At 67.7% G+C, this 17,152-nt stretch carries 22 protein-coding genes, 1 pseudogene and 1 riboswitch; of the genes and pseudogenes, 9 read left to right on the forward strand and 14 right to left on the reverse strand.

Annotated elements, in window-relative coordinates; genetic code table 11:
• From ETP66_RS10815 to ETP66_RS10850, 9 genes are all read left to right on the forward strand, one after another.
• Nucleotides 1-813, forward strand: an 813-nt coding sequence (locus ETP66_RS10815; protein WP_145964258.1) for an IS200/IS605 family accessory protein TnpB-related protein, incomplete at its 5' end; no start/stop codon positions are given.
• On the forward strand, nt 810-1,049 hold the full coding sequence (locus ETP66_RS10820) for a macro domain-containing protein (RefSeq protein WP_130842615.1): 240 nt from the start codon (nt 810-812) through the stop codon (nt 1,047-1,049). The genes ETP66_RS10815 and ETP66_RS10820, both read left to right, overlap by 4 nt.
• Before the next feature lie 36 nt (nt 1,050-1,085).
• Nucleotides 1,086-1,313 (forward strand): hypothetical protein, encoded by a 228-nt coding sequence (locus ETP66_RS10825; protein ID WP_130842616.1) that lies wholly within the window; start codon nt 1,086-1,088, stop codon nt 1,311-1,313.
• 31 nt (nt 1,314-1,344) lie between these two features.
• The gene (locus ETP66_RS10830) at nt 1,345-1,587 is read left to right on the forward strand and encodes an RNA 2'-phosphotransferase (protein ID WP_130842617.1); all 243 of its coding nucleotides are present in this window, start codon (nt 1,345-1,347) and stop codon (nt 1,585-1,587) included.
• Between the two features lie 50 nt (nt 1,588-1,637).
• On the forward strand, nt 1,638-1,898 hold the full coding sequence (locus tag ETP66_RS10835) for a hypothetical protein (protein WP_093006976.1): 261 nt from the start codon (nt 1,638-1,640) through the stop codon (nt 1,896-1,898).
• A gap of 1 nt (nt 1,899) precedes the next feature.
• Complete coding sequence (locus ETP66_RS10840) at nt 1,900-2,568, forward strand: hypothetical protein (RefSeq protein ID WP_130842618.1); 669 nt, start codon at nt 1,900-1,902, stop codon at nt 2,566-2,568.
• A 113-nt stretch (nt 2,569-2,681) separates the two neighbouring features.
• Nucleotides 2,682-2,846, forward strand: a complete 165-nt coding sequence (locus ETP66_RS12025) for a hypothetical protein (RefSeq protein WP_167764533.1) — start codon at nt 2,682-2,684, stop codon at nt 2,844-2,846.
• A 40-nt stretch (nt 2,847-2,886) separates the two neighbouring features.
• On the forward strand, nt 2,887-3,072 hold the full coding sequence (locus ETP66_RS10845; protein WP_038043757.1) for a hypothetical protein: 186 nt from the start codon (nt 2,887-2,889) through the stop codon (nt 3,070-3,072).
• Nucleotides 3,073-3,123: 51 nt separating this feature from the next.
• Nucleotides 3,124-3,471 (forward strand): single-stranded DNA-binding protein, encoded by a 348-nt coding sequence (locus ETP66_RS10850; RefSeq protein ID WP_038043756.1) that lies wholly within the window; start codon nt 3,124-3,126, stop codon nt 3,469-3,471.
• 118 nt (nt 3,472-3,589) lie between these two features.
• Here ETP66_RS10850 and ETP66_RS10855 read toward each other — a convergent pair whose 3' ends face one another.
• The 14 genes and pseudogenes from ETP66_RS10855 to ETP66_RS10920 all read right to left on the reverse strand — a co-directional run.
• Nucleotides 3,590-5,269 (reverse strand): ribonucleoside-diphosphate reductase subunit alpha, encoded by a 1,680-nt coding sequence (locus ETP66_RS10855; RefSeq protein ID WP_014511005.1) that lies wholly within the window; start codon nt 5,267-5,269, stop codon nt 3,590-3,592.
• 10 nt (nt 5,270-5,279) lie between these two features.
• The gene (locus ETP66_RS10860) at nt 5,280-6,365 is read right to left on the reverse strand and encodes a ribonucleotide-diphosphate reductase subunit beta (RefSeq protein ID WP_130842619.1); all 1,086 of its coding nucleotides are present in this window, start codon (nt 6,363-6,365) and stop codon (nt 5,280-5,282) included.
• Complete coding sequence (locus ETP66_RS10865) at nt 6,346-6,747, reverse strand: acyl-CoA thioesterase (protein WP_014511003.1); 402 nt, start codon at nt 6,745-6,747, stop codon at nt 6,346-6,348. The genes ETP66_RS10860 and ETP66_RS10865 overlap by 20 nt, the downstream gene beginning before the upstream one ends.
• A 130-nt stretch (nt 6,748-6,877) precedes the next feature.
• Nucleotides 6,878-7,049, reverse strand: a riboswitch (cobalamin riboswitch).
• A 177-nt stretch (nt 7,050-7,226) separates the two neighbouring features.
• The gene (locus ETP66_RS10870) at nt 7,227-8,153 is read right to left on the reverse strand and encodes an ABC transporter ATP-binding protein (RefSeq protein ID WP_130842620.1); all 927 of its coding nucleotides are present in this window, start codon (nt 8,151-8,153) and stop codon (nt 7,227-7,229) included.
• Nucleotides 8,153-8,911 (reverse strand): ABC transporter, encoded by a 759-nt coding sequence (locus ETP66_RS10875; protein WP_201738528.1) that lies wholly within the window; start codon nt 8,909-8,911, stop codon nt 8,153-8,155. The genes ETP66_RS10870 and ETP66_RS10875 overlap by 1 nt, the downstream gene beginning before the upstream one ends.
• Nucleotides 8,912-9,100: 189 nt before the next feature.
• A complete protein-coding gene (locus tag ETP66_RS10880) occupies nt 9,101-10,531 on the reverse strand; it encodes a radical SAM/SPASM domain-containing protein (protein ID WP_130842627.1) in 1,431 nt (476 codons plus the stop codon).
• 335 nt (nt 10,532-10,866) lie between these two features.
• Complete coding sequence (locus ETP66_RS10885; protein ID WP_130842628.1) at nt 10,867-11,238, reverse strand: PIN domain-containing protein; 372 nt, start codon at nt 11,236-11,238, stop codon at nt 10,867-10,869.
• A gap of 18 nt (nt 11,239-11,256) precedes the next feature.
• A pseudogene (locus ETP66_RS10890) lies at nt 11,257-12,287 on the reverse strand (IS630 family transposase); the annotation flags it as partial.
• A gap of 57 nt (nt 12,288-12,344) precedes the next feature.
• A protein-coding gene (locus ETP66_RS10895; protein ID WP_244346638.1) for an IS5 family transposase occupies nt 12,345-13,186 on the reverse strand; the annotation gives its coding sequence in 2 pieces (ribosomal slippage) (nt 12,345-12,823 and nt 12,823-13,186; 843 coding nt in all).
• 43 nt (nt 13,187-13,229) lie between these two features.
• Nucleotides 13,230-13,472, reverse strand: a complete 243-nt coding sequence (locus tag ETP66_RS10900; protein WP_130842622.1) for an AbrB/MazE/SpoVT family DNA-binding domain-containing protein — start codon at nt 13,470-13,472, stop codon at nt 13,230-13,232.
• A 73-nt stretch (nt 13,473-13,545) separates the two neighbouring features.
• On the reverse strand, nt 13,546-13,815 hold the full coding sequence (locus ETP66_RS10905) for a hypothetical protein (protein ID WP_130842623.1): 270 nt from the start codon (nt 13,813-13,815) through the stop codon (nt 13,546-13,548).
• Nucleotides 13,816-13,881: 66 nt separating this feature from the next.
• Nucleotides 13,882-15,039 (reverse strand): hypothetical protein, encoded by a 1,158-nt coding sequence (locus tag ETP66_RS10910; protein ID WP_130842624.1) that lies wholly within the window; start codon nt 15,037-15,039, stop codon nt 13,882-13,884.
• Nucleotides 15,036-16,187, reverse strand: a complete 1,152-nt coding sequence (locus tag ETP66_RS10915) for a hypothetical protein (protein ID WP_130842625.1) — start codon at nt 16,185-16,187, stop codon at nt 15,036-15,038. The genes ETP66_RS10910 and ETP66_RS10915 overlap by 4 nt, the downstream gene beginning before the upstream one ends.
• Nucleotides 16,184-17,152 (reverse strand): MFS transporter (locus ETP66_RS10920; protein ID WP_130842626.1); only part of this gene is annotated, 969 nt, incomplete at its 5' end. The genes ETP66_RS10915 and ETP66_RS10920, both read right to left, overlap by 4 nt.

Consider the following 17,152-nt stretch of genomic DNA (forward strand, 5'->3'; position numbering starts at 1 on the left):
CGCCACCTCACCCTCTCCCTGGAAGAAGTGGACCGCGCTCCGAACAAAGGAGCCAAGGAGCTCGTCCTCTGGAAGATCGCCCACGAGGTGGTTTCCTTGGCCCTGGAACACGGCGTGGCCGTCGCCACGGAGCGCCTGAGGTACCTGAGGAAGTCCAGGAGGGGTGATGGTTCGGGAAGGGCCTTCCGCAGGAAGCAGCACCGCTTCGCCTACGCCTCCCTCCTCCGGAAGGTCCACTCCCTGGCCAGGAAGAGAGGGGTCCAGGTGGTGGAGGTGAACCCGCAGGACACCTCCACCATCGGGATGCTGAAGTACGCCCCCCTTCTTTCCCTCTCCAAGGACGTGGCCGCCGCTTACGTCATTGGGAGAAGGGCCTTGGGGTTCAGGGAAAAGCTTCCCAGGGGGTACGAGAGGCTTCTCCGGGACGAACGCTTCAGGGGTCACGTCCAGGGCTTCTACGCCTCCAAGGTGCAGGAACTCCAGGCCAAAAAAGCGCAGGAGCGCAACCCCTACCTGAGGCGCAGGCTTTCCCGGGAGATCGGGAAGGCGAAGCGCCACCTCTCCTTGTTTTCAAGCCTTCAGGGTTCACCGGGGAGCCAGAGGGAGGTCACCGACGGAAGGAACTCCCCTGGCGTTAATCCCTGGCGGGTCCTGAGGGTAGGCCTCTTCCTTCCCCTCCTCGGGCGCGAGGTGCCCCGCGACCTCTCCCCGCTGAAGGTCATCCTTCACCGGGGAGCGTGGGAGGGGTGGAAGGGAGGCTTAGGTCCTCCTCCTGGTGGAGGGCCGAAGTGCGCTAATGTGCACTTTGGTTGACCAGGTCCTACGGGGCCTTCCAGACCAAAGGCCACTTCCGGGACCGAGCGGACCTCGGCCTCGTCCGCCTGGGGGCCTCGAGGCTCCGGCGGTTCCTGGAGGCCAGGCCTGGCCTCGAGGTCCATATGGCCTTCCCGGGCATCGGCCTGGGGGGGCTGGACCCCAGGGAGGTCCTCGAGGCCCTGGAGGAGGCCCTGGCAGGGGTGGGGAACCGGGTGGTCCTCTACCGCCTGTGAGCGGGGGGGCCTTCCGGCCCCTCGGGGGGGACCGCTATGGAAGCGCTAAAGCGGTTCGCCCGGGTGAGCGGGAGCTTCGCCGTGGTCTTTGAGGAGGGGAAGCTCGTGAAGGTGGCTGGAAGGCCCCGGCCCCAGGACCACACCTTCCTCATGGAGCTCGCGGAAGAGGTGGTGCGGGCCTTCGCTTCGGGGAAGAGCGGCCTCGTCCTGGTGAGCCCGGAGCGGGTGCGGGTGGCGTATAGGGAAGAGGGCCTGGGGGCCTAGCGGCCCCACGGCCAGGGGCAGGAGGTGCAAGATGGTCGCGCTCCTGCCCAACACGGACGGCGTTCCCAAGACCAGACTCTCGGACCGGGCCCTGGAGGGCCTCATCCGGCGGCACGGGGCCTACGTCCACCCCCGGCTGGTGGAGGAGGGGTGGGTGGACCTGGAGGACCTCGAGGCCCTGGGCCACGTGGAGGTCCTGGAGGTCCAGCCCCTTCCGGGGGAGAAGGTCTTCGTGCCGAGCCGGGCCGGGTGGGTGGTCCTGGAGGTGGCTTAGGGCCAGGGGGGGCCGGGTGGCCCCCCTTCGCACCCGGGTGGAGGTGGGAGATGCGGCGAATTCGAGTCAGAAAGCACCTAGAGGAGATGGCCCAGGCGGCCCGGGCCCTCGCCCTCTACGCCGAAGACCTCCACGCCTTCCTCTCCGAGCACCCCCTGGAGGCGGAGCGGGTGGCCCGGGAGGTGAAGGAGGCGGTGGAAGGGCTCAGAGGGCTGGCCTCCCGGCTCTACGCCCTCGAGGCCAGGCTCAAGGCCCCCTACGAGGACAACTCGGCGGTGGCGCTCAGGCGGGAGCTTTTCGGGGAGGTCTGACATGGGCCACACGCACTACTGGCGGATCAGGACGGAGGCGAAGGAAGCGGTGGAGAAGAGGCTTGGGGCCGTCCTCGAGGACTTCGCCCGGCTCCTTCCCCACCTTCCTCCCCTAGCGGGGCCGGACGGGACGGGGGGGCCGGTCCTCTACCCTCCCGAGGTGGCCTTCAACGGCCCCGCCCCGGAGGACTACGAGAGCTTCGTCTTCCCCTGGTGGGAGGAGAGGGAGTGGTCCTTCGGGTTCTGCAAGACGGGGCCCGACCGGGAAAGTAAGCGCCCCTACGACCTCGCCGTGCGGACCTTTTTACTCCTCGCCAAGCTCCACCTGGGGGACCTCGTTCAGGTGGCCTCGGACGCGCCCCTCGCCGACTGGGCGGAGGCCGCCCTCCTGGTGGAGGGGGTCCTAGCCCTCCCCGTAGACCTCTATGGGCTCCTTGGGGCGCGGCTCCTGGAGGTGGAGGACGCCCGAGGCCGCCGCTTCCTCCTGGAGCGGTGGAAAGAGGACGACAGGGAGCTAGACGACTGGCTCCAAGCCCGGGAGCGCCTGGACCGAGAGGGCCTCTTTCCCTGGCCCTTCCGGGGGCCGTACCGGGTCCTCGGGGAGGTGCACCTCCCCCAGGAGGAGCTTCCCCGGCGCTGGGCCAGGGAGGGGTTCTACAGGCGAGGGTGAAGGGGAGGGCCCCCCAGGGCAGGGGGGCCTTCCGGCCCCTCGGGGGGGACCGAAGGAGGCGCGATGAAAGCTAAAGAGGTGGTCCAGAGGCTGAGGACGGAAAGGAGGGCAAAGTGAAAGGCGGCTGTTGGGACGCATCTGCCTTCGCCGAGGAGGCCAAGGGGATCCTTGAGGACTGGCTCAGGGGGCTCCTCACGGACCGGGAGGCCCTCGAGGCCATCCTCCAGGCCGCCCGGGAGAACAACTTCTCCCCGGATTTGGAAGAGGAGGAGGGCTAGGGGGCCTAGAGGCCCCACGGGAATGAGCGGGAGGTGGAGGATGAAGGACCTAAGGCTCACCCCCGAGCAGGCGGTGGCCCTCCTCAACCTCCTCCAGGCGGAGGAGGACTGGGAGGGCGAGCTTCCCCGGACCCTCCGGGAGGTGAAGGAGGCCTTGAAGGCGTGGCTAAAGGAGGAGGGGCTGAAGCGGAGCCCCACGGGGAGCTACTACCTGGTCAGGCGCTAAAGGGCAGGGGGGGCTTTAGCCCCCCCCGTAGGCCCGGCGAAAGGAGGAAGGATGAAGGCGATTCTGAAGGCGTACCTGGCGAGGAAGCCCGAGCTGGTCTACACCAACCAGGGCGTGGCGATCTGGAAGACCTCAGTGGCCGTGCAGGGGCGGCGGAAGGAGGACGAGGCGGTCTTCCTCGAGGTCCTGGCCTTGGGCGGCCTCGCCGAGGCCCTGGCGGAGATGGACCCGCCCAAGGGGACTTACGCCCACCTGGAGGGCAGGCTCCAAACGGAGACCTACGAGGGAAAGGACGGGAAGAAGACCCGGCTCACCCTGGTCCTGGACGACTTCGCCCTTCTGGTGCGGCCCAAGAAGGCAGAAGGGGCGGAGGGAACGCCGAGCGAGGACCTGTTCTAGAGGGCAGGGGGGCGGCGGAGAGCGAGGTGTGGGGGTTTGAGGAGCTACCGTTCTGAGGCCCCTTTAGTGCCCGGGGGAGGGTTCCCTTCCCCCGGGCCTTGCTTGGGGTAGCCTGCCCTCAGCTCTCGCAGGCTTGGCAGGAGAGGAGGAGGTCCCGGCTGTAGGCCTGGGCCACGCTCTGGCTGAACTGGTAATAGAGGGCCTTGAGGCCCGAGCGCCAAGCGTGGAGGACCAGGGCGTTCACGTCCTTGGGCGGGGCCTCCGGGTGGATCACAAGGTTCAGGGACTGCCCCTGGTCAATGTGCTTCTGCCTCGAGGCCGCCAGGTTCACCAGGGTCATCTGCGAGACTTCGGCGAAGGTCTTGAACACCGCCTTTTCCTCATCGGTGAGGAAGTCCAGGTGCTGCACGGAACCGTTGTGCTCCAGGATGCTCCGCCAGACTTTTTCCTCGTCCTTGCCCTTTTCCCTCAGCACCTCCTCCAGGAAGGGGTTCTTGAAGGGGACGCGAGCTTTCTGTAGGTCCTTCAGGTAGTAGTTGCTGGTGTAGGGCTCTATGGAGGGAGAGACCTGGCCCAGGATGAAGGCGCTGGACTTGGTGGGAGCGATGGCGAGGAGGGTGGCGTTGCGCCTTTCCTTAAGCTCCCCCACCCCGGCGAGCTCGTCCTCGGGGTGCCGCTTCCTCAGCCACCTCGAGGCCTCCTCGGCCCGCTCCCGTATGGTCTTGAAGATCTCGGCGTTCCTACGGAAGGCCTCGGGGCTTTCCAGGGGGATTCTTTGGGACTGGAGGTAGCTGTGCCAGCCCAGGACCCCGAGGCCGATGGCCCGGTAGCGCTTGGCGAAGCGCACCGCCCGCTCCATGTAGGGGATGCCCTCCGCCTTCTCAATGAAGTCGTCCAGCACGGAGTCCAGGAAAATGACCAGGGTCTCCACCGCGTCCGTGTCCTTCCACTCCTCGTAGTGGAGGAGGTTCAGGGAGGAGAGGCAACAGACGAAGCTCTCTTCCTCCGAGGAGGGGAGCATGATCTCCGTGCAGAGGTTGCTGGCCCAGATGGTCTTGCCGAGGGTTTTGAAGACCTCGGGGGCCTTTTGGTTGGCGTTGTCCCGGAAGAAGAGGTAGGGGATGCCCACCTCGGCCCGGCTCTTCAGGACCTTGGCCCAGCGGGCCCGCTTCTCCCCGTCCCCGGCGATCATCTCCTCAAGCCAGCGGTCCCCCACGCTCACCCCCCAGAAGAGGGACTGAACCGGGGAGTGCTCCCGCTGGATGGAAAGCCACTCCTCGAGGTCAGGGTGCTCTATGTCCAGGTAGGCGGCGCACTGGCCCCTGCGGGTGGAGCCCTGGTTGAAGACCTCGATCACCCGGTCAAAGAGGGAGGCGAAGGCAAACGAGCCGTTGCTCTCCCCGTTGTCCCGGATGGGGGCCCCCCGTGGGCGGAGCCTTCCCAGGTAGAGGGAGGTCCCTCCCCCCTGCTTGCTCATCATCCCCACCTCAGCCACCGCCCTCAGGATGGAAGCGGTGTCGTCCTCCACGTAGGTGCCGTAGCAGGAGATGGGAAGGCCCCGCCTGAGGCCGTAGTTGGCCCAGATGGGGGTGGCGAGGGAGTACCAGCCCCGGGCCACGTACTCCTGGAACTTGCGGCCAAACCCCTCCACCTTGGTGAGGGCCTCGGCCCGCTGGGCGATCTCCCTCACCCGCTCCTCCACGCTCACCCCGGGCAGCAGGTAGCCCCGGCGCATGTAGAGGCGGGTGTGCTCGTTGGCCCAGTACCAGGGCTCGTAGGTCCGCTTGGTCTTGGTCATGCCTCCTCCTTCAGAAAAGCTCCTCCGGATCAAAGCTTTGTACCCTGCGCGCGTAGGCCACGCTCCGCTTGTTGAAGAAGTCCACCTCCTTGTCGGCGAGGAGCTCCAGGGTGAACCACTCCGTGTCCCGAAGCCTCGCCCGGTCCACAGGGAAGGCTTCGGGGAGTCCATGGAGGGCGAGGACTTCGTTGAAGCGTCCCTTGAGGAACTCCAGGGTTTCTCCGTGCCCCACCAAAGAGGGTTCCCCCATGGCGAAGAGCCAGTCCAGGAGGTTTTCCTCGGCCCGGAAGAGCTTCTGGGCGAGGCGTAGAGACTCTTCCTGAAATTCCTCCCCCAGGGCCTCGGGGTGCTCCGTCCTGAGGAGACGGAGGAGCTCCACCCCAAAGAGGCCGTGGACGTTCTCCTCCTTGCTGGTGGCCTCAATGGCGTTGGAGATCCCTTTGTAGCGGTTGCCGCGGCGGTTTAGGGCCATGAGGACGTAGAACTGGGAGAAGAGGGAGANGTGGACGTTCTCCTCCTTGCTGGTGGCCTCCATGGCGTTGGAGATCCCTTTGTAGCGATTGCCGCGGCGGTTTAGGGCCATGAGGACGTAGAACTGGGAGAAGAGGGAGACGTGTTCCGTGAAGGCGGAGAAGAGGAAGAGGGCGAGGGCGTATTCCCGCAGGTCCTTCCCCTGGGCGCGCCGAAGGGCCTCTCCCAGGGCTTGGGCCCGATCCCGGAGGGCGCTCGCCCCCTCCAGGGCCTGTCCAAAGGCCTCCTCCAGGCCCAAAAGCTCCAGGAGGTGGGCGTAAGCGTTGGCGTGCCGTACCTCGCTCTCGGCGAAGGTGAGGCCCACCTCGGCGATCTCGGGCTTGGGAAAGCGGTCGTAGACCCGGGCCCAGAAGAGCTTGACGGCGAGCTCCACCTGAGCGATGGCGAGGAGGGCGCGCTCCACCAGGGAGCGCTCCTTCTCGTCGGCCAGGGCGTGGTCCTGAAGGTCGGACTGGAAGCTGAACTCCGTGTGCACCCAGTAGCTGTGCCGGATGGCGTCCCGGAAGCGGAGGAGCTCGGGGTACTCGTAGGGGCGGTAGGCGAGCCTAGGCGCCGTGAGGGGCACGGGCCTCACCTCCTTCCAGGGGAGGCACCGGGCTTGGCCTCCCCCTTTCGTCCACCGCCACCAGGACAAACCCGCCCCGGGCGGCCAGGTAGGCCTCCTCGCCTTCCTTCACCGGCTCCACCCACATCTCCACCTCCACCCGCATGGAGGTGCGCCCCACCTCCCGCACCCGGGCCACCAGCTCCACGATGGCCCCCAGGGGGACGGGGCGCTTGAAGTCCACCGCGTCCGCGTGTACCGTTACCACCTTCTTGCGCGCGTGGCGCGTGGCGGCCACAAAGGCCGCCTGGTCCATCCAGGCCAGAACCGTTCCGCCAAACAGGGTTCCGTAGTGGTTGGTCTCCCCGGGGAAGACGGGGTAGACCATCCGCGTCTCCCGCATAGCGCCTCCTTGGGCGGGAAAAGCTTCCTAGAGCCGAAGGGCCTCTTTCGGGCGCTGGGCCCGTGACGGGTTTTGGGGGTTAGGCTAAGGTCCCACGGGTCTCACCACCTTCACCCTTGCCTCGAGGGCTACGGGGCAGGGCCGCGAAGCGGGTACTCGGGCTTCCGGCCGGGGCGGAGGGCGCGACGCTTGGGCCGGTTACCGTTGCGGGACAGCGCCGGACTTTCACCGGACTTCCCCCACCGCCTTTGGGCGTCCAGGCCTGTCGGCCTGGCATCGCGGCCAGGACACCCTAAGTCTTGGGCGTCCTGCCCAAGACCCTACCACAGGTTGGGTAAGGGGTCAACGGGAAGGGGGGCGCCTCGAGAGGCCCTTCCGCCATCGCGTTTTTGGGCCAATCCCCTGGGCCGACCCGGGTGGGGGGCGGTCCCTCGCCGACCCCCTCGAGGACCGGCAACACCCCCCTATCCCCCGTGCGGCTAGACAGTGCGAGGTTGTGCGCCAGGGGAAGGGCGGGCCTCCCCGAAGAGGTGGAGGAAGAGGGCCTCCAGGCTCGGCGTTCCCCTGGAGACCTCGAGGACCTCCACGGGAAGAGTTCCCAAGGCCTCCCGCAGCGCCTCCCACGGCCCGAGGAAGAAGAGGACCTCGGGGCCCTCGGCGCTCCAGCCGGGGCCTAAGGCCTGGAGGAGGGCCTCCGCCTTGGGCTCGGCGAGGCGCACCCGGTACCCCTCCCCGGCCCAGTCCCGGAGGAGGGCCCGGGTGGGGCCCTGCCGCCGCACCTCCCCCCGGTGGAGGAAGGCCACCCGGTCGCTCACCCGCTCCACCACCTCCAGGTCGTGGGAGGTGAGGAGGATGCCCCAGCCCTCCTTCTTAAGCTCCAGGAGGATCCCCTCAAACTCCCTCCGGCTCACGGGGTCCAGGCCCAGGGTGGGCTCGTCCAGGAGGAGGAAACGGGGCTTGAGGGCGAGGGCCAAGGCCAAGGCCGCCTTCTGCTGCATGCCCCGGGAGAGGGAGGCGAGGGGGGCGTGGAGGCGGTCCTTTAGGCCGAAGCGCTCCAACCAGGCCTCAAACCGGGGGCGGACCTCCCTGGGGGGAAGCCCCCGGATGCCCCCGAAGTAGAGGGCGTTCACCAGGAGGCTCAGGTTGACGTAGAGGTTGCGGCTTCCCTCCAGGAGGACGCCGAACTCGTGGCCCTGGGGTCTGCGCCGCGCCCCGCCCTCCTCCAGGACCACCTCCCCCCCATCGGGGAGGAGGAGGCCGAGGACGACCTTGATGAGGGTAGTCTTGCCCGCCCCGTTGGGGCCCAAAAGGCCCAGGATCTCCCCGGCCCCAAGCTCCAGGCTCACCCCTTTGAGGGCCTCCAGTTTCCCGAAGCGCTTGTGGACGTTCTGCACCAAAAGCCGCATCAGTACCTCCCTAAAAGGCCCCTTCGCCGCACCCCCGCGTAGACCCAGGCCATGGCGAAAAGCCCCGCCCCGAGGAAGAGGAGGGCCTGCACGAAGGCGAGGAGGAGAAGCCCGGGGGACGCCCCCTCCCCGGTGAGGGCGAGCTTCAGGAGCTGCGTCCCCGGGGCAAAGGGGAGGGGGGTCATCCAGGGAGCGAAGCGAACCAGGGAGAAGAAGTAAGGAAGGAAGAGGAACTGGACAATGGTGAAGAAGCCCTCCACCTGCTTGAAGTGAAGGGCGAGGGCTCCCATGCCCAGGGCGAAGCCTAGGGCGGCGAGGTAGAGAAGCAAAAGGCTCAAAGGCCACCAGGGGGCGGGGGCGAGCCGCACCCCGAGGAGAAGGGCGAGGGGAAGGAGGACAAGAGCGCTTGTGGTGATGCCCTGAAGTCCCCGTACGAGGGCGCGCAGGAGGAGCTGTCGGAGAAGCCCTCCTCGGGCCAGGCCCAGGTGCTCCAGGGTGCCTAAGGCGGCCTCGGACTGGACGGAATAGGCGATGGACTGGAAGGTGCCCACCACCAGGTTGAAGGCGGCGAAGACCAGGAGGAGGGGGCCCAGGTCCAGGCCCAGGCTCGCCAGCCCCTCGGGGGTCAGGTTCTCCAGGCCGAGGACCATGGAGTAGAAGAAGAGAACGGAGGCCAGAAGCCCCGCCAGGGTGTCAAACCAGTAGCGCCTGGTCAGGTTCCACTCTAAGAGAAACTCGCTCCAGAGTTGCCAAAACACAACGCTTCCTCGAAGATAAGAAGGCAAATTGGGGATTCCCCCTCACTGCCTTCTACTCAGCCTACCTATTTATGTTAGCACCGGCGGGTTTTTTGTTGGACACGGACGCCTACCGCCGCAACCCGGGTCTCCTAAGGGTTGCACGCGAGAAGGCCTGACAATCCACCGCATCCTCCTCACCTCCTTTCCCTAGCCCGTGCAGGGGCGAGGTGCCGGCTCTGCCTCGCCTGCACGTTCGGCTAGCAAAGTAAAGGTACGCTTCCAGTTCCACTTGAAGGTGGTGCACTCCAGCTCCACCTTCCCCTCAGGCATGGCCTCGGGGAAGACCACCTTCAAGGGGCACCCCCCCATGCACGCAGGAAGCCAGGTGCAACGGGAGCAGGCGAGCTTTTCGGAGAAGGGGTCCCAGGACATCCAGCGCTGGTAAACGGGGTTCTCCGCAAGTTGCAGGGGATCGTATTCCAGGAGGTTGCCCACGGCGAACTCGGGCTGCCCCACCGTGTCCCAACACTTCTGCAGGGTGCCGTCGGGCTCCACCACGAACCCCTCCGGATGGGCGGCCACGCACCCTCCAAGCTGAAGGGAGGGGTAGGGAAGGGTGGCCAGTCCTAGGCTTTCCGCAAGGGTGAAGTACTCCGGCTCAATCCGGGCGAAGTCCTTGCGGGTAAAGCAAAACCCTTTGACCCCGTGGCTGGGCGGGGCGGTGGAGGTTACGGGGGCAAAGTAGACCCGCAGGTTCTCCTGGTGGGCCAGCCCTTCCTCGGCCAGACGCTTCAAGAGGGCGGGCACACCCTCGCGGTTCCGGACGTCCACGTTGACCCGGATGTGGACGAAGACAGGTTTCCCGAGGAAGAGGCGCAGGTTGGCCAGGATGCGCTCAAAGCTCCCCTCCCCGGTAAGGAGGTGGCGGCGCTGGTCGTGGTAGGGAGCGTCCCCGTCCAGAGTGATCTGGACCAGGTGAATGCGGTAGCGGACCATGTCCGCCACCTTCCCTTCGTCCAGGAGGTAGCCGTTCGTGATGAGGCTCGCGCTGTACTCCACGCGGTTCCTCTCGGCTATCTCCATGAATCCTTGGGATAGCTTCTGAACAACATCCCAGGCCAGGGTGGGCTCACCGCCAAACCAGGTGACGAAGAACTTGCTGAGGCGGGGGGCTTTTTGAGCGAAGACCTCAAGAAGCTTGGCCTGAACCGCTTCGGTCATGCGGCTCACCCGGTGCCGCTGGAAACAGTAGTCGCAGCCGAAGTTGCAGTCTATGGTGGGACAGATCGTTAGGCTCCAGGCTTCCGTGGTGTAGCGCTGCCGCAGGTGGAGGGTCTTAAGGTAGGCCAGCTCGTCAAAGTTCTCGAGAACGACGAAGCGGCCTTCCACGAGCCCCTGGTCTACAGGGTTCTTGGGGTCCAAGGGCTCCCCCTTGACCAGGGCCGTGTAGCGCGCCCATCCTTCTGAATCCAAGACGGCCAGGCCACCGGAGAGGGAGTTGAAGGCGAGCTTCTCGCCCGTGGGCAGGGTGTGGAAGTGGTTGAAGCGGCTTGGTTTGTAGTTCATCCCTCCCCGGGTTGGTGCCTGGGCGGGTTCCTGGAAGTTCACCACGGGTAGCTGCAACATCCCGTCTTGCATGGCTTTCACCCCTCTCGGCTATCCTCAGGCTGGCCTCAGGGTAGCAGGGGGGAGGTTACGCGAGGTTACGCGGGAGGCCAGCTATGGAACCCCTTCCGCGTAACCCTTCCCGTGGCACCCTGGGGGCATGAGGGGCAAAGTCCTTTGGCTCCTCCTCTTGGCCTGGCTCCTCCTCCTGGCCCGGCCCTCCGGGCCCGCTTTGGCCTGCTGGCGCCCCGACTGCTTTCCCCCGGCCTCACACCCCGTACTCCCGGCGGAGCCTCGCCACCCGGGCCTGGGCGATGGGGAGGCAGGGATCTTGGGGGGATAGCTTCTGGCGAGGAACAGGCCGAATCCTAGGGAAGCAGCTCTACCCCGGCCCGCCTTCGCAGCTTGCGGTCCAAAGTGGCAAGCCCAGCCCCTTGCCTGCGGGCGCGGTGGGCCAAGAAGGCGTCCACCAGGCTGAGCCCTCCCTTCCCGGCCTCCTCCAGGGCGGGGCGGAGGTCCTCCTCGTCCTCCAGAAGGACCCCCTCCCGGTCCAGCAGGTCCAAGAGGGCCCCCGCCGCCTCGGCCCGCCCCACCCCGTAGAAGGAGACCAGGGTGTAGAAGGCCTCGGCCACGGCCAAGGGGTGGACGGCCAGGGTGTAGCGCCCCTCCTCGGCCCCGCGAAACACCTCCAGGGCTTGGGCGGCGAGCTCCGGCGGGTCTCCGGTCAGGAGGCGGAGCATCAGGGAGGTGTCCAGGTAAGTGCCCTCCTCCAAGATTTTCAACTCCACACCCCCCAGGGCTTTTAGGGCCTGCACCACCGCCTCCTTAAGCTCCTCCACGCTCCCGTAGTGCCGCCTCGGCATCAAAAACCCCTTCACCCGCCGCCATACGCCCTCCATGGGGTTCAGATGCGGGCTGTACCGCGGCAGGTAAGCCACCTCCAGCCCCAGCCCCCGCCACACCCCTTTCCTCTCCTCCACCCCACGGCACCGGTGAAAAGGCGCCCGGTCCATGAACACCTTCAAAGGCTTACCCAAGCTCTCAGCCACCCGGTCCAGATACCCCCGCAACACCTCCCACCGCACCGGCCCCTCCAAAAGGGCAAAGAAAAGCCGCTCCCCCTCCCGGCCCCGCACCAGGTGCCCCACCACGTTCACCCGCCCCTCCTTGCCCCACGCCCGCGGCACCCCCTTGGCCTCCCCCCTCCGGCACCAGGCGTACGTGGGAGGCAGGGTCAGGGCAAACCCGCTCTCGTCCAAGTACCCCACCTCCATCACCCCCTCCTGAGCCCCCTTTTCGCCTCCTCTTCCTCCTCCACAAAGGCCTCCACCTCCTCCGCCTCCGGTCTACCCCTGGGCACGTACCGCGTCCGTCTCCACACATACCCCATGGCCTTGAGGTGCCGGGCCACCACCTTGGGGGCCAGGCGGACCCCGAAGCGCTCGGCTATGGCCGCCGAGAGCTGGGGGGCGGTCCAGACCCGGTCTTCCGCCAGCCTTTCCTCCACGAAGGCGGCCATCTCCGGGGTGAACTTCCTGGGGGCTCCCGGGGGTTTGCGGTAGACGAGGCCTTGGAGGCCCTCCCTCAGGAAGCGCCTGAGGACCAGGTAGACGGTGGTGCGGTCCTTGTGGAAGTGCTGGGCGATCTTTGGGGCGGTCCAGCCCTCGGCCGCCAGGCGGACCATCATGGCCCACAGGCGGGTCTTCTTGTGGGTCCTTGGGTCCAGGGAGAGCTCCAGGAGGAGCCGGTCCTCCTCAGGGGTCAGCTGGATCCGAAGTGGGGCTGCCATGTTGAGATGATAAAGGATTGGCACTTAGAGGCTGTCGTAAAAGTCCTCCACGGCCAGCTACGCGGCCCTAGCCAGCCGCTTCACCAACAAGCGTAGCATGCCCAGATACACCCAGGCCTCGCTCACCCGAGGGTTAGCTTCGTAGTCCTTGGCAAGCCGCCGATTCCGCCCAAGCCAGGCGAAGGTCCGCTCCACCACCCACCGCTTGGGCAAGGGCTTGAACCCCCTCTCCCGCGGAAGCTCCGGCGCCTCCTCCCCCTCCCGCACCCAGACCCCACGCACCCCCGCGTAGGGACGGGCCACCACCTCAAGCTCCAGCCCCAGGGAAGAAGCGAGCCCCTTGAGGCCCCTGTACCCCCAGTCCACAAAGAGCTTCCGCACCCTTGGCCAAAGGGAGAGGTCCATCCCCAGGAGCAAGGCCTCCCCACCCCGCTTATCGTGCTCGTTGGCCGGGTGCACGAAGGCCTTCAGCAAGCGACCCCCCGTGTCCGTCAAGATTTGGCGCTTTCTCCCCTTGACCTTTTTCGCCCCGTCGTTCCCTCGGGGCCCCCTTTTTCCGTGGTCTTGACGGACTGGCTATCCATCACCAGAGCGCTGGGCGAAGCTTGCCTCCCTTCTCGCTCCCGGTCCTGGCGGGCCAGGGCCTGGACGGCCTTCTCCCAAATGCCTTCCTTCTGCCACTTGCGGAAGTAGTGGTAGACGGTGGACCAGTGGGGCAAGTCATGGGGCATAGCCCGCCACTTGATGCCGTTTTCCAGGACGTAAAGGATGGCGTTAACGATTTCTCTCCTCGGCACCTTGGCGGGTCGGCCGCCGGGCTTGGGGGCTGGGATGAGGGGCTCCAGGAGGGCCCACTCCGCATCGCTGAGGTCGCTGGGGTAAGATCGTCTAGAGCTCATCCCTCAAGAATACCACCCTTTTACGACAGCCTCTAGTAAGGCTTTAGGCCCCTTCCCCCCACGCCTCCTCCCGCGCCCGCCTCTCTGCCTCTTCCCCGGGGAACCCCCGCTTGCCCTTCAGGCGCCCGAGCAGGGCTTCCAGGGGTACGCGGCGCCGGGGGCGGAGGAAGGCCCCCCCTTCCCGGAGCTCAAAGACCACCTCTTCTCCGGGGCGGAGTCCAAGGGCCTCCCGGATCGCCTTGGGGAGGGTGATCTGCCCTTTACTGCTTACCCTGGACTTTACCATTCCCTTCTCACTTTACCACAGGCCCCATTCCGGCGCCCCAGAGCCGCGTTTGCCGGCGAGACCTAGCCTGCCTTCACCGCCACCCCCTTCCCACCCAGGGGGCGAGGGCGAGGAGGAGCCCCCCGGCCAGGAGGAGGAGGAGCCTTCCCCTGGGCCACCGGTCGGCCAGATGCCCCCCATAGAGGGCGAAGAGGGGCTCGGCCAGGAGACGGAAGGCCAGGGCTAAGCTGGCCTCTAGGGGGCTCAAGGCCCCAAGAGCGGTGAGGGCGGCGTGGGCGAAGTAGAAGAACCCCGCCCCGAAGAGGCGGAAGGCCTCCAGCCAGAGGAGGAGGGCTATTGTCATACGCCTACAGGCTGGCCGGAAACGGGCCCAAAACGAGAAGGGGTAGATTCTCCTTGTCCAAGATTCCTACTCTGCTTCTTCTTGCCTTAAGGCCTCCAGTCGCCTAGGGTGGAGGGGTCCTAAAGCGAAGGGAAGAAGGACCAGGAATCCCAAGGCTCCTAGGAGGAGGGGCAGGGCTGGATTCCCCTTGCCCAGGACCCCCGCCCCCAGGCCCCCCAGGGCCCCGGCCCCGTAGAGGAGGGCCCGGATGGCGGCAAGGCTTGGGGCCAGGCCCTCCTTGGGCAGGAGCCAGCCCCGCACCGCCCGCAGGTGGGTGCTGAGGAGGGCCACCCCCAGGCCTAAGAGGGGTGGGGCGGCGAGGAGGAGGGGAAAGGGCAGGAGAAAGCCCATCCCCCCGAGGGCTGCCCCTAATGGGCCCAGCCTAAAGGCCAGGGCCGGTGGGACCCGCCCGGCAAAGTAGCTTCCCAGGGTGTACCCCAGGCTTTGCAGCACGAAGACCAGGCCGAAGAGGGCTTCCGGGGTGCCCGCCCGGAGGGCCAGAAGGCCCAGAAGGGCGGTGGTGAGGGCATGGGCCAGGGTAAAGAGGAGGGAAAGAAGGAGATAGGGCCTGAGGGGAGCATAGGCCAGGAGGCGACGGAGGGACTGCACCAAGGCCTCGGGCCTCGTCGCCTCCTCCCTCTCCCCCTTCTCCCCCGTGAGGGCGGGGCGGAGGAGGGCCCAGGCCAGGAGGAGGATCCCGGCGGCAAGGAGGTAAGGGAGGGCGGGATGGAGGGCGAAGAGGGCGGGGCCGAGGCCGACTCCCACCAGCCCTCCCACCTCCCAGGCAGCGTAGAGCTTGCCGCTCCTTTCCGCCAGCCTGTCCCGGCCTCTCCGCACCAGGAGGCCTTCCCAGGCCACGATGGCCAGGTCGGTGAGGACCATAAGGGGGTAAGCGTAGAAGACCAGGAGGGCGGCTTCCCGCGGCAGGAAGGGAAGGGGGAGGAACAGGAGGCCCCGGGCCAGGCGCAACTCCAGGAGAGCCCGGGCCAGGCCCTGCCGCTCCACCCAAGGACTGAGGAAGAGGAGGGGTCCCAGGGTGAGGTACCCCAAGGCGGCGAAGAAGCCCACCCAGAAGGCTTCCCCCGTGCGGGCCACTTCTAGGGCGAGGGTGCTAAAGCCGAGGGAAGCCCCGAGGTCGCTCAGGGCCTCGGCCCAGAGAGGCCCGTTATGAAAAGGAAACCTCACGGGGACCTCCCCTCCCTCAAGGCGAGGAGCCGCCCGCACCCCAGGGGCCCCAAGGCCAAGGGCAGGAGGAGAAGGAGGCCCAGGAGGGCGGTAAGGAGGGGCACCTGGGGGCCAAGGGTCCCCAAGCCCCCCGCCAGGAGGGTGCCGAGGAGGCTTCCTGAGGAGAGGAGGGCCACCGCCCCCGCCTGCACCCGGCCCAGGAGGGCCTCCGGCGCGAGGCGCTGCCGGTAGGCCCGGAGGTGGACCCCGCCCAAGGCGCCGCCCATCCCCGCGAGGAAGGCCCCCAGGGGCCCGAAGGGAAAGGGCAGGAGGAGGAGGGCGAGCCCCAAGACCCTCAGCCCGTGCCCGCCCCAAATCCCCAGGCAAGGCCCTACCCTCCCCGCCGCGAGGCTTCCCAGGAAGCCCCCCAGGGAGAGGCCCAAGGGGTAGAGGCCGTAGAGGGCAGGGGGCGTCTCCTGGGCCAGGGCCAGGAGGGGCAGGAGGGCCAGAGCTAGCCCGGAGAGGAAGCTCAAGGCGAGGGCGTAGAGGGTAAGGGGAAGGAGCCTTCCGTCCCCGAGGAGGAAGGCGAGCCCCGCGAAGAGGGCTCTAAAGGTAAGACCCTCCCCCTTCGCCGCCCGTGGGGGTGGGTAAGCGGGGAGGTCCCGGAGGAGAAGGCCCTCCCCCGCGAGGAGGAGGCCTCCCAGGGCAAAGGGCAGGGGCTTGGCCAGGAGGAGGAGGGGAGGGGCCAGGAGGTCCCCCAGGCCGTCCCCGAGGAGCTGGGCCGCTTGAAGCCTCCCCCCTTCCCGCTCTAGCCTGCCCTGGGCCAGGCGGACCAGGAGGGCATGCCAGGCGGGGAGGTCCAGGGCCAAGACGGCTTGGAAGAGGAAGGCCAGGGGGAGGAGGAAGAGGGGTTCTTTGGGAAGGAGGGCGAAGAGGCCCAGGATCCCAGCCCTAAGCCAGACCCCTGCGAGGAGGAGGGTCCTGCGGTCCAACCGGTCCAGGAGGAGGCCGGCGAGGAGGTCCAGGGGCAGGGTGAGGTAGGGGAGAGCAGCCAAGAGGGCCAGGGTCCAGGTCGTTCCTTCAAGGCCCAGGAGGAGCCCAAGGCCCGTGAAGGCCAGGCTCCCCCCGAAGACGCCTAGGGACTCGGCCAGGAGGTACCGGCCCCTCACCGCCACCCCCTTCCCGCCCAGGGGGCGAGGGCGAGGAGGAGCCCTCCGGCCAGGAGGAAGGGAAGGGGGAGGGCCACCCCCGCCAGGGCCCCGCCTAAGAGGGGGCCTAAGGGGGCCAGGGCTCCGCTCAGGAAGAGAAAGCCTCCCGCCACCCGGCCCCGAAGCTCCGGGGGGGCCTGGCTCAGGCGCACCGCCCCGGCCACCGCGCCGAAGAGGGCGCCCCCAGCCCCCAGGAGAAAGGTCAAACCCGCGAGGAGGGGCCAGGGGGGAAGCAGGGCGGTCCCCAGGAGGCCTAGCCCCGCGAGGCCCAGGGCGAGCCTCAGGGTACCTCCTTCTCTTAACCGCCCCAGGACCGCCCCTACCAAGAGCCCTCCCAAGGCCCCCCCGAGGCTCTGGACTGCGCCCAGGAGGCCCAGGATCCAGGAGACCTCCCCCAGGCTCCGCAGAACCACAAAGGGCAGGAGGCCGGCGAAGAAGGCGTAGGCCAGGCCCAGGAGGGCCTCCTGGAGCAGGAGAGGACGGAGGGAGGGGCTTTCCCAAAGGAAGCGCAAGCCCAAGAGGCTTCCCCCCTCTGGTCTCACCGAGGATCTTGGGGGCAGGGGAAGGGCGCGGTAGAGCCCGGCCGCGAGGAAGAGGAGCCCGCTTCCCAGGCCGACGGTCCAGGGGCGGCTTCGGGTGAAGAGGAGACCTGCGGCCAGATCGGAAAGGGCGTCGGCAGCGGCATAGAAGGCCCCCAGCTGCCCCCGGGCCCGAGCCAGGGCCTCCTTGGGGAGGAGGTCGGCGAGGAGGGCCCCGGCGGCCACCATCCGCAGGGCCTCCAGGAAGGCGAAGAGGAAGCCCAAGAGGTAGAGGGGGAGGGGAGAGGGGGCGCTGAGGAGGGGGAGGAGGGCCAGGGTGAGCCCTCCCTGGCCCAAGGCGGCCAGGAGGAGGAGCCTTCCCCTAGGCCACCGGTCGGCCAGATGCCC

It is taken from the genome of Thermus thermamylovorans, assembly GCF_004307015.1.
GTDB classification, from domain to species: domain Bacteria; phylum Deinococcota; class Deinococci; order Deinococcales; family Thermaceae; genus Thermus; species Thermus thermamylovorans.

Bases quoted from the DNA above. Each gene is read 5' to 3' on its own strand.
- ETP66_RS10825 (WP_130842616.1), top strand. From the start codon at position 1,086: ATGGAAGCGCTAAAGCGGTTCGCCCGGGTGAGCGGGAGCTTCGCCGTG.
- ETP66_RS10830 (WP_130842617.1), top strand. From the start codon at position 1,345: ATGGTCGCGCTCCTGCCCAACACGGACGGCGTTCCCAAGACCAGACTC.
- ETP66_RS10865 (WP_014511003.1), bottom strand. From the start codon at position 6,747: ATGCGGGAGACGCGGATGGTCTACCCCGTCTTCCCCGGGGAGACCAAC.
- ETP66_RS10905 (WP_130842623.1), bottom strand. From the start codon at position 13,815: ATGACAATAGCCCTCCTCCTCTGGCTGGAGGCCTTCCGCCTCTTCGGG.
- ETP66_RS10900 (WP_130842622.1), bottom strand. From the start codon at position 13,472: ATGGTAAAGTCCAGGGTAAGCAGTAAAGGGCAGATCACCCTCCCCAAG.
- ETP66_RS10885 (WP_130842628.1), bottom strand. From the start codon at position 11,238: ATGCTCCGCCTCCTGACCGGAGACCCGCCGGAGCTCGCCGCCCAAGCC.
- ETP66_RS10855 (WP_014511005.1), bottom strand. From the start codon at position 5,269: ATGACCAAGACCAAGCGGACCTACGAGCCCTGGTACTGGGCCAACGAG.
- ETP66_RS10870 (WP_130842620.1), bottom strand. From the start codon at position 8,153: ATGCGGCTTTTGGTGCAGAACGTCCACAAGCGCTTCGGGAAACTGGAG.
- ETP66_RS10850 (WP_038043756.1), top strand. From the start codon at position 3,124: ATGAAGGCGATTCTGAAGGCGTACCTGGCGAGGAAGCCCGAGCTGGTC.
- ETP66_RS10835 (WP_093006976.1), top strand. From the start codon at position 1,638: ATGCGGCGAATTCGAGTCAGAAAGCACCTAGAGGAGATGGCCCAGGCG.
- ETP66_RS10880 (WP_130842627.1), bottom strand. From the start codon at position 10,531: ATGCAAGACGGGATGTTGCAGCTACCCGTGGTGAACTTCCAGGAACCC.
- ETP66_RS10845 (WP_038043757.1), top strand. From the start codon at position 2,887: ATGAAGGACCTAAGGCTCACCCCCGAGCAGGCGGTGGCCCTCCTCAAC.
- ETP66_RS10840 (WP_130842618.1), top strand. From the start codon at position 1,900: ATGGGCCACACGCACTACTGGCGGATCAGGACGGAGGCGAAGGAAGCG.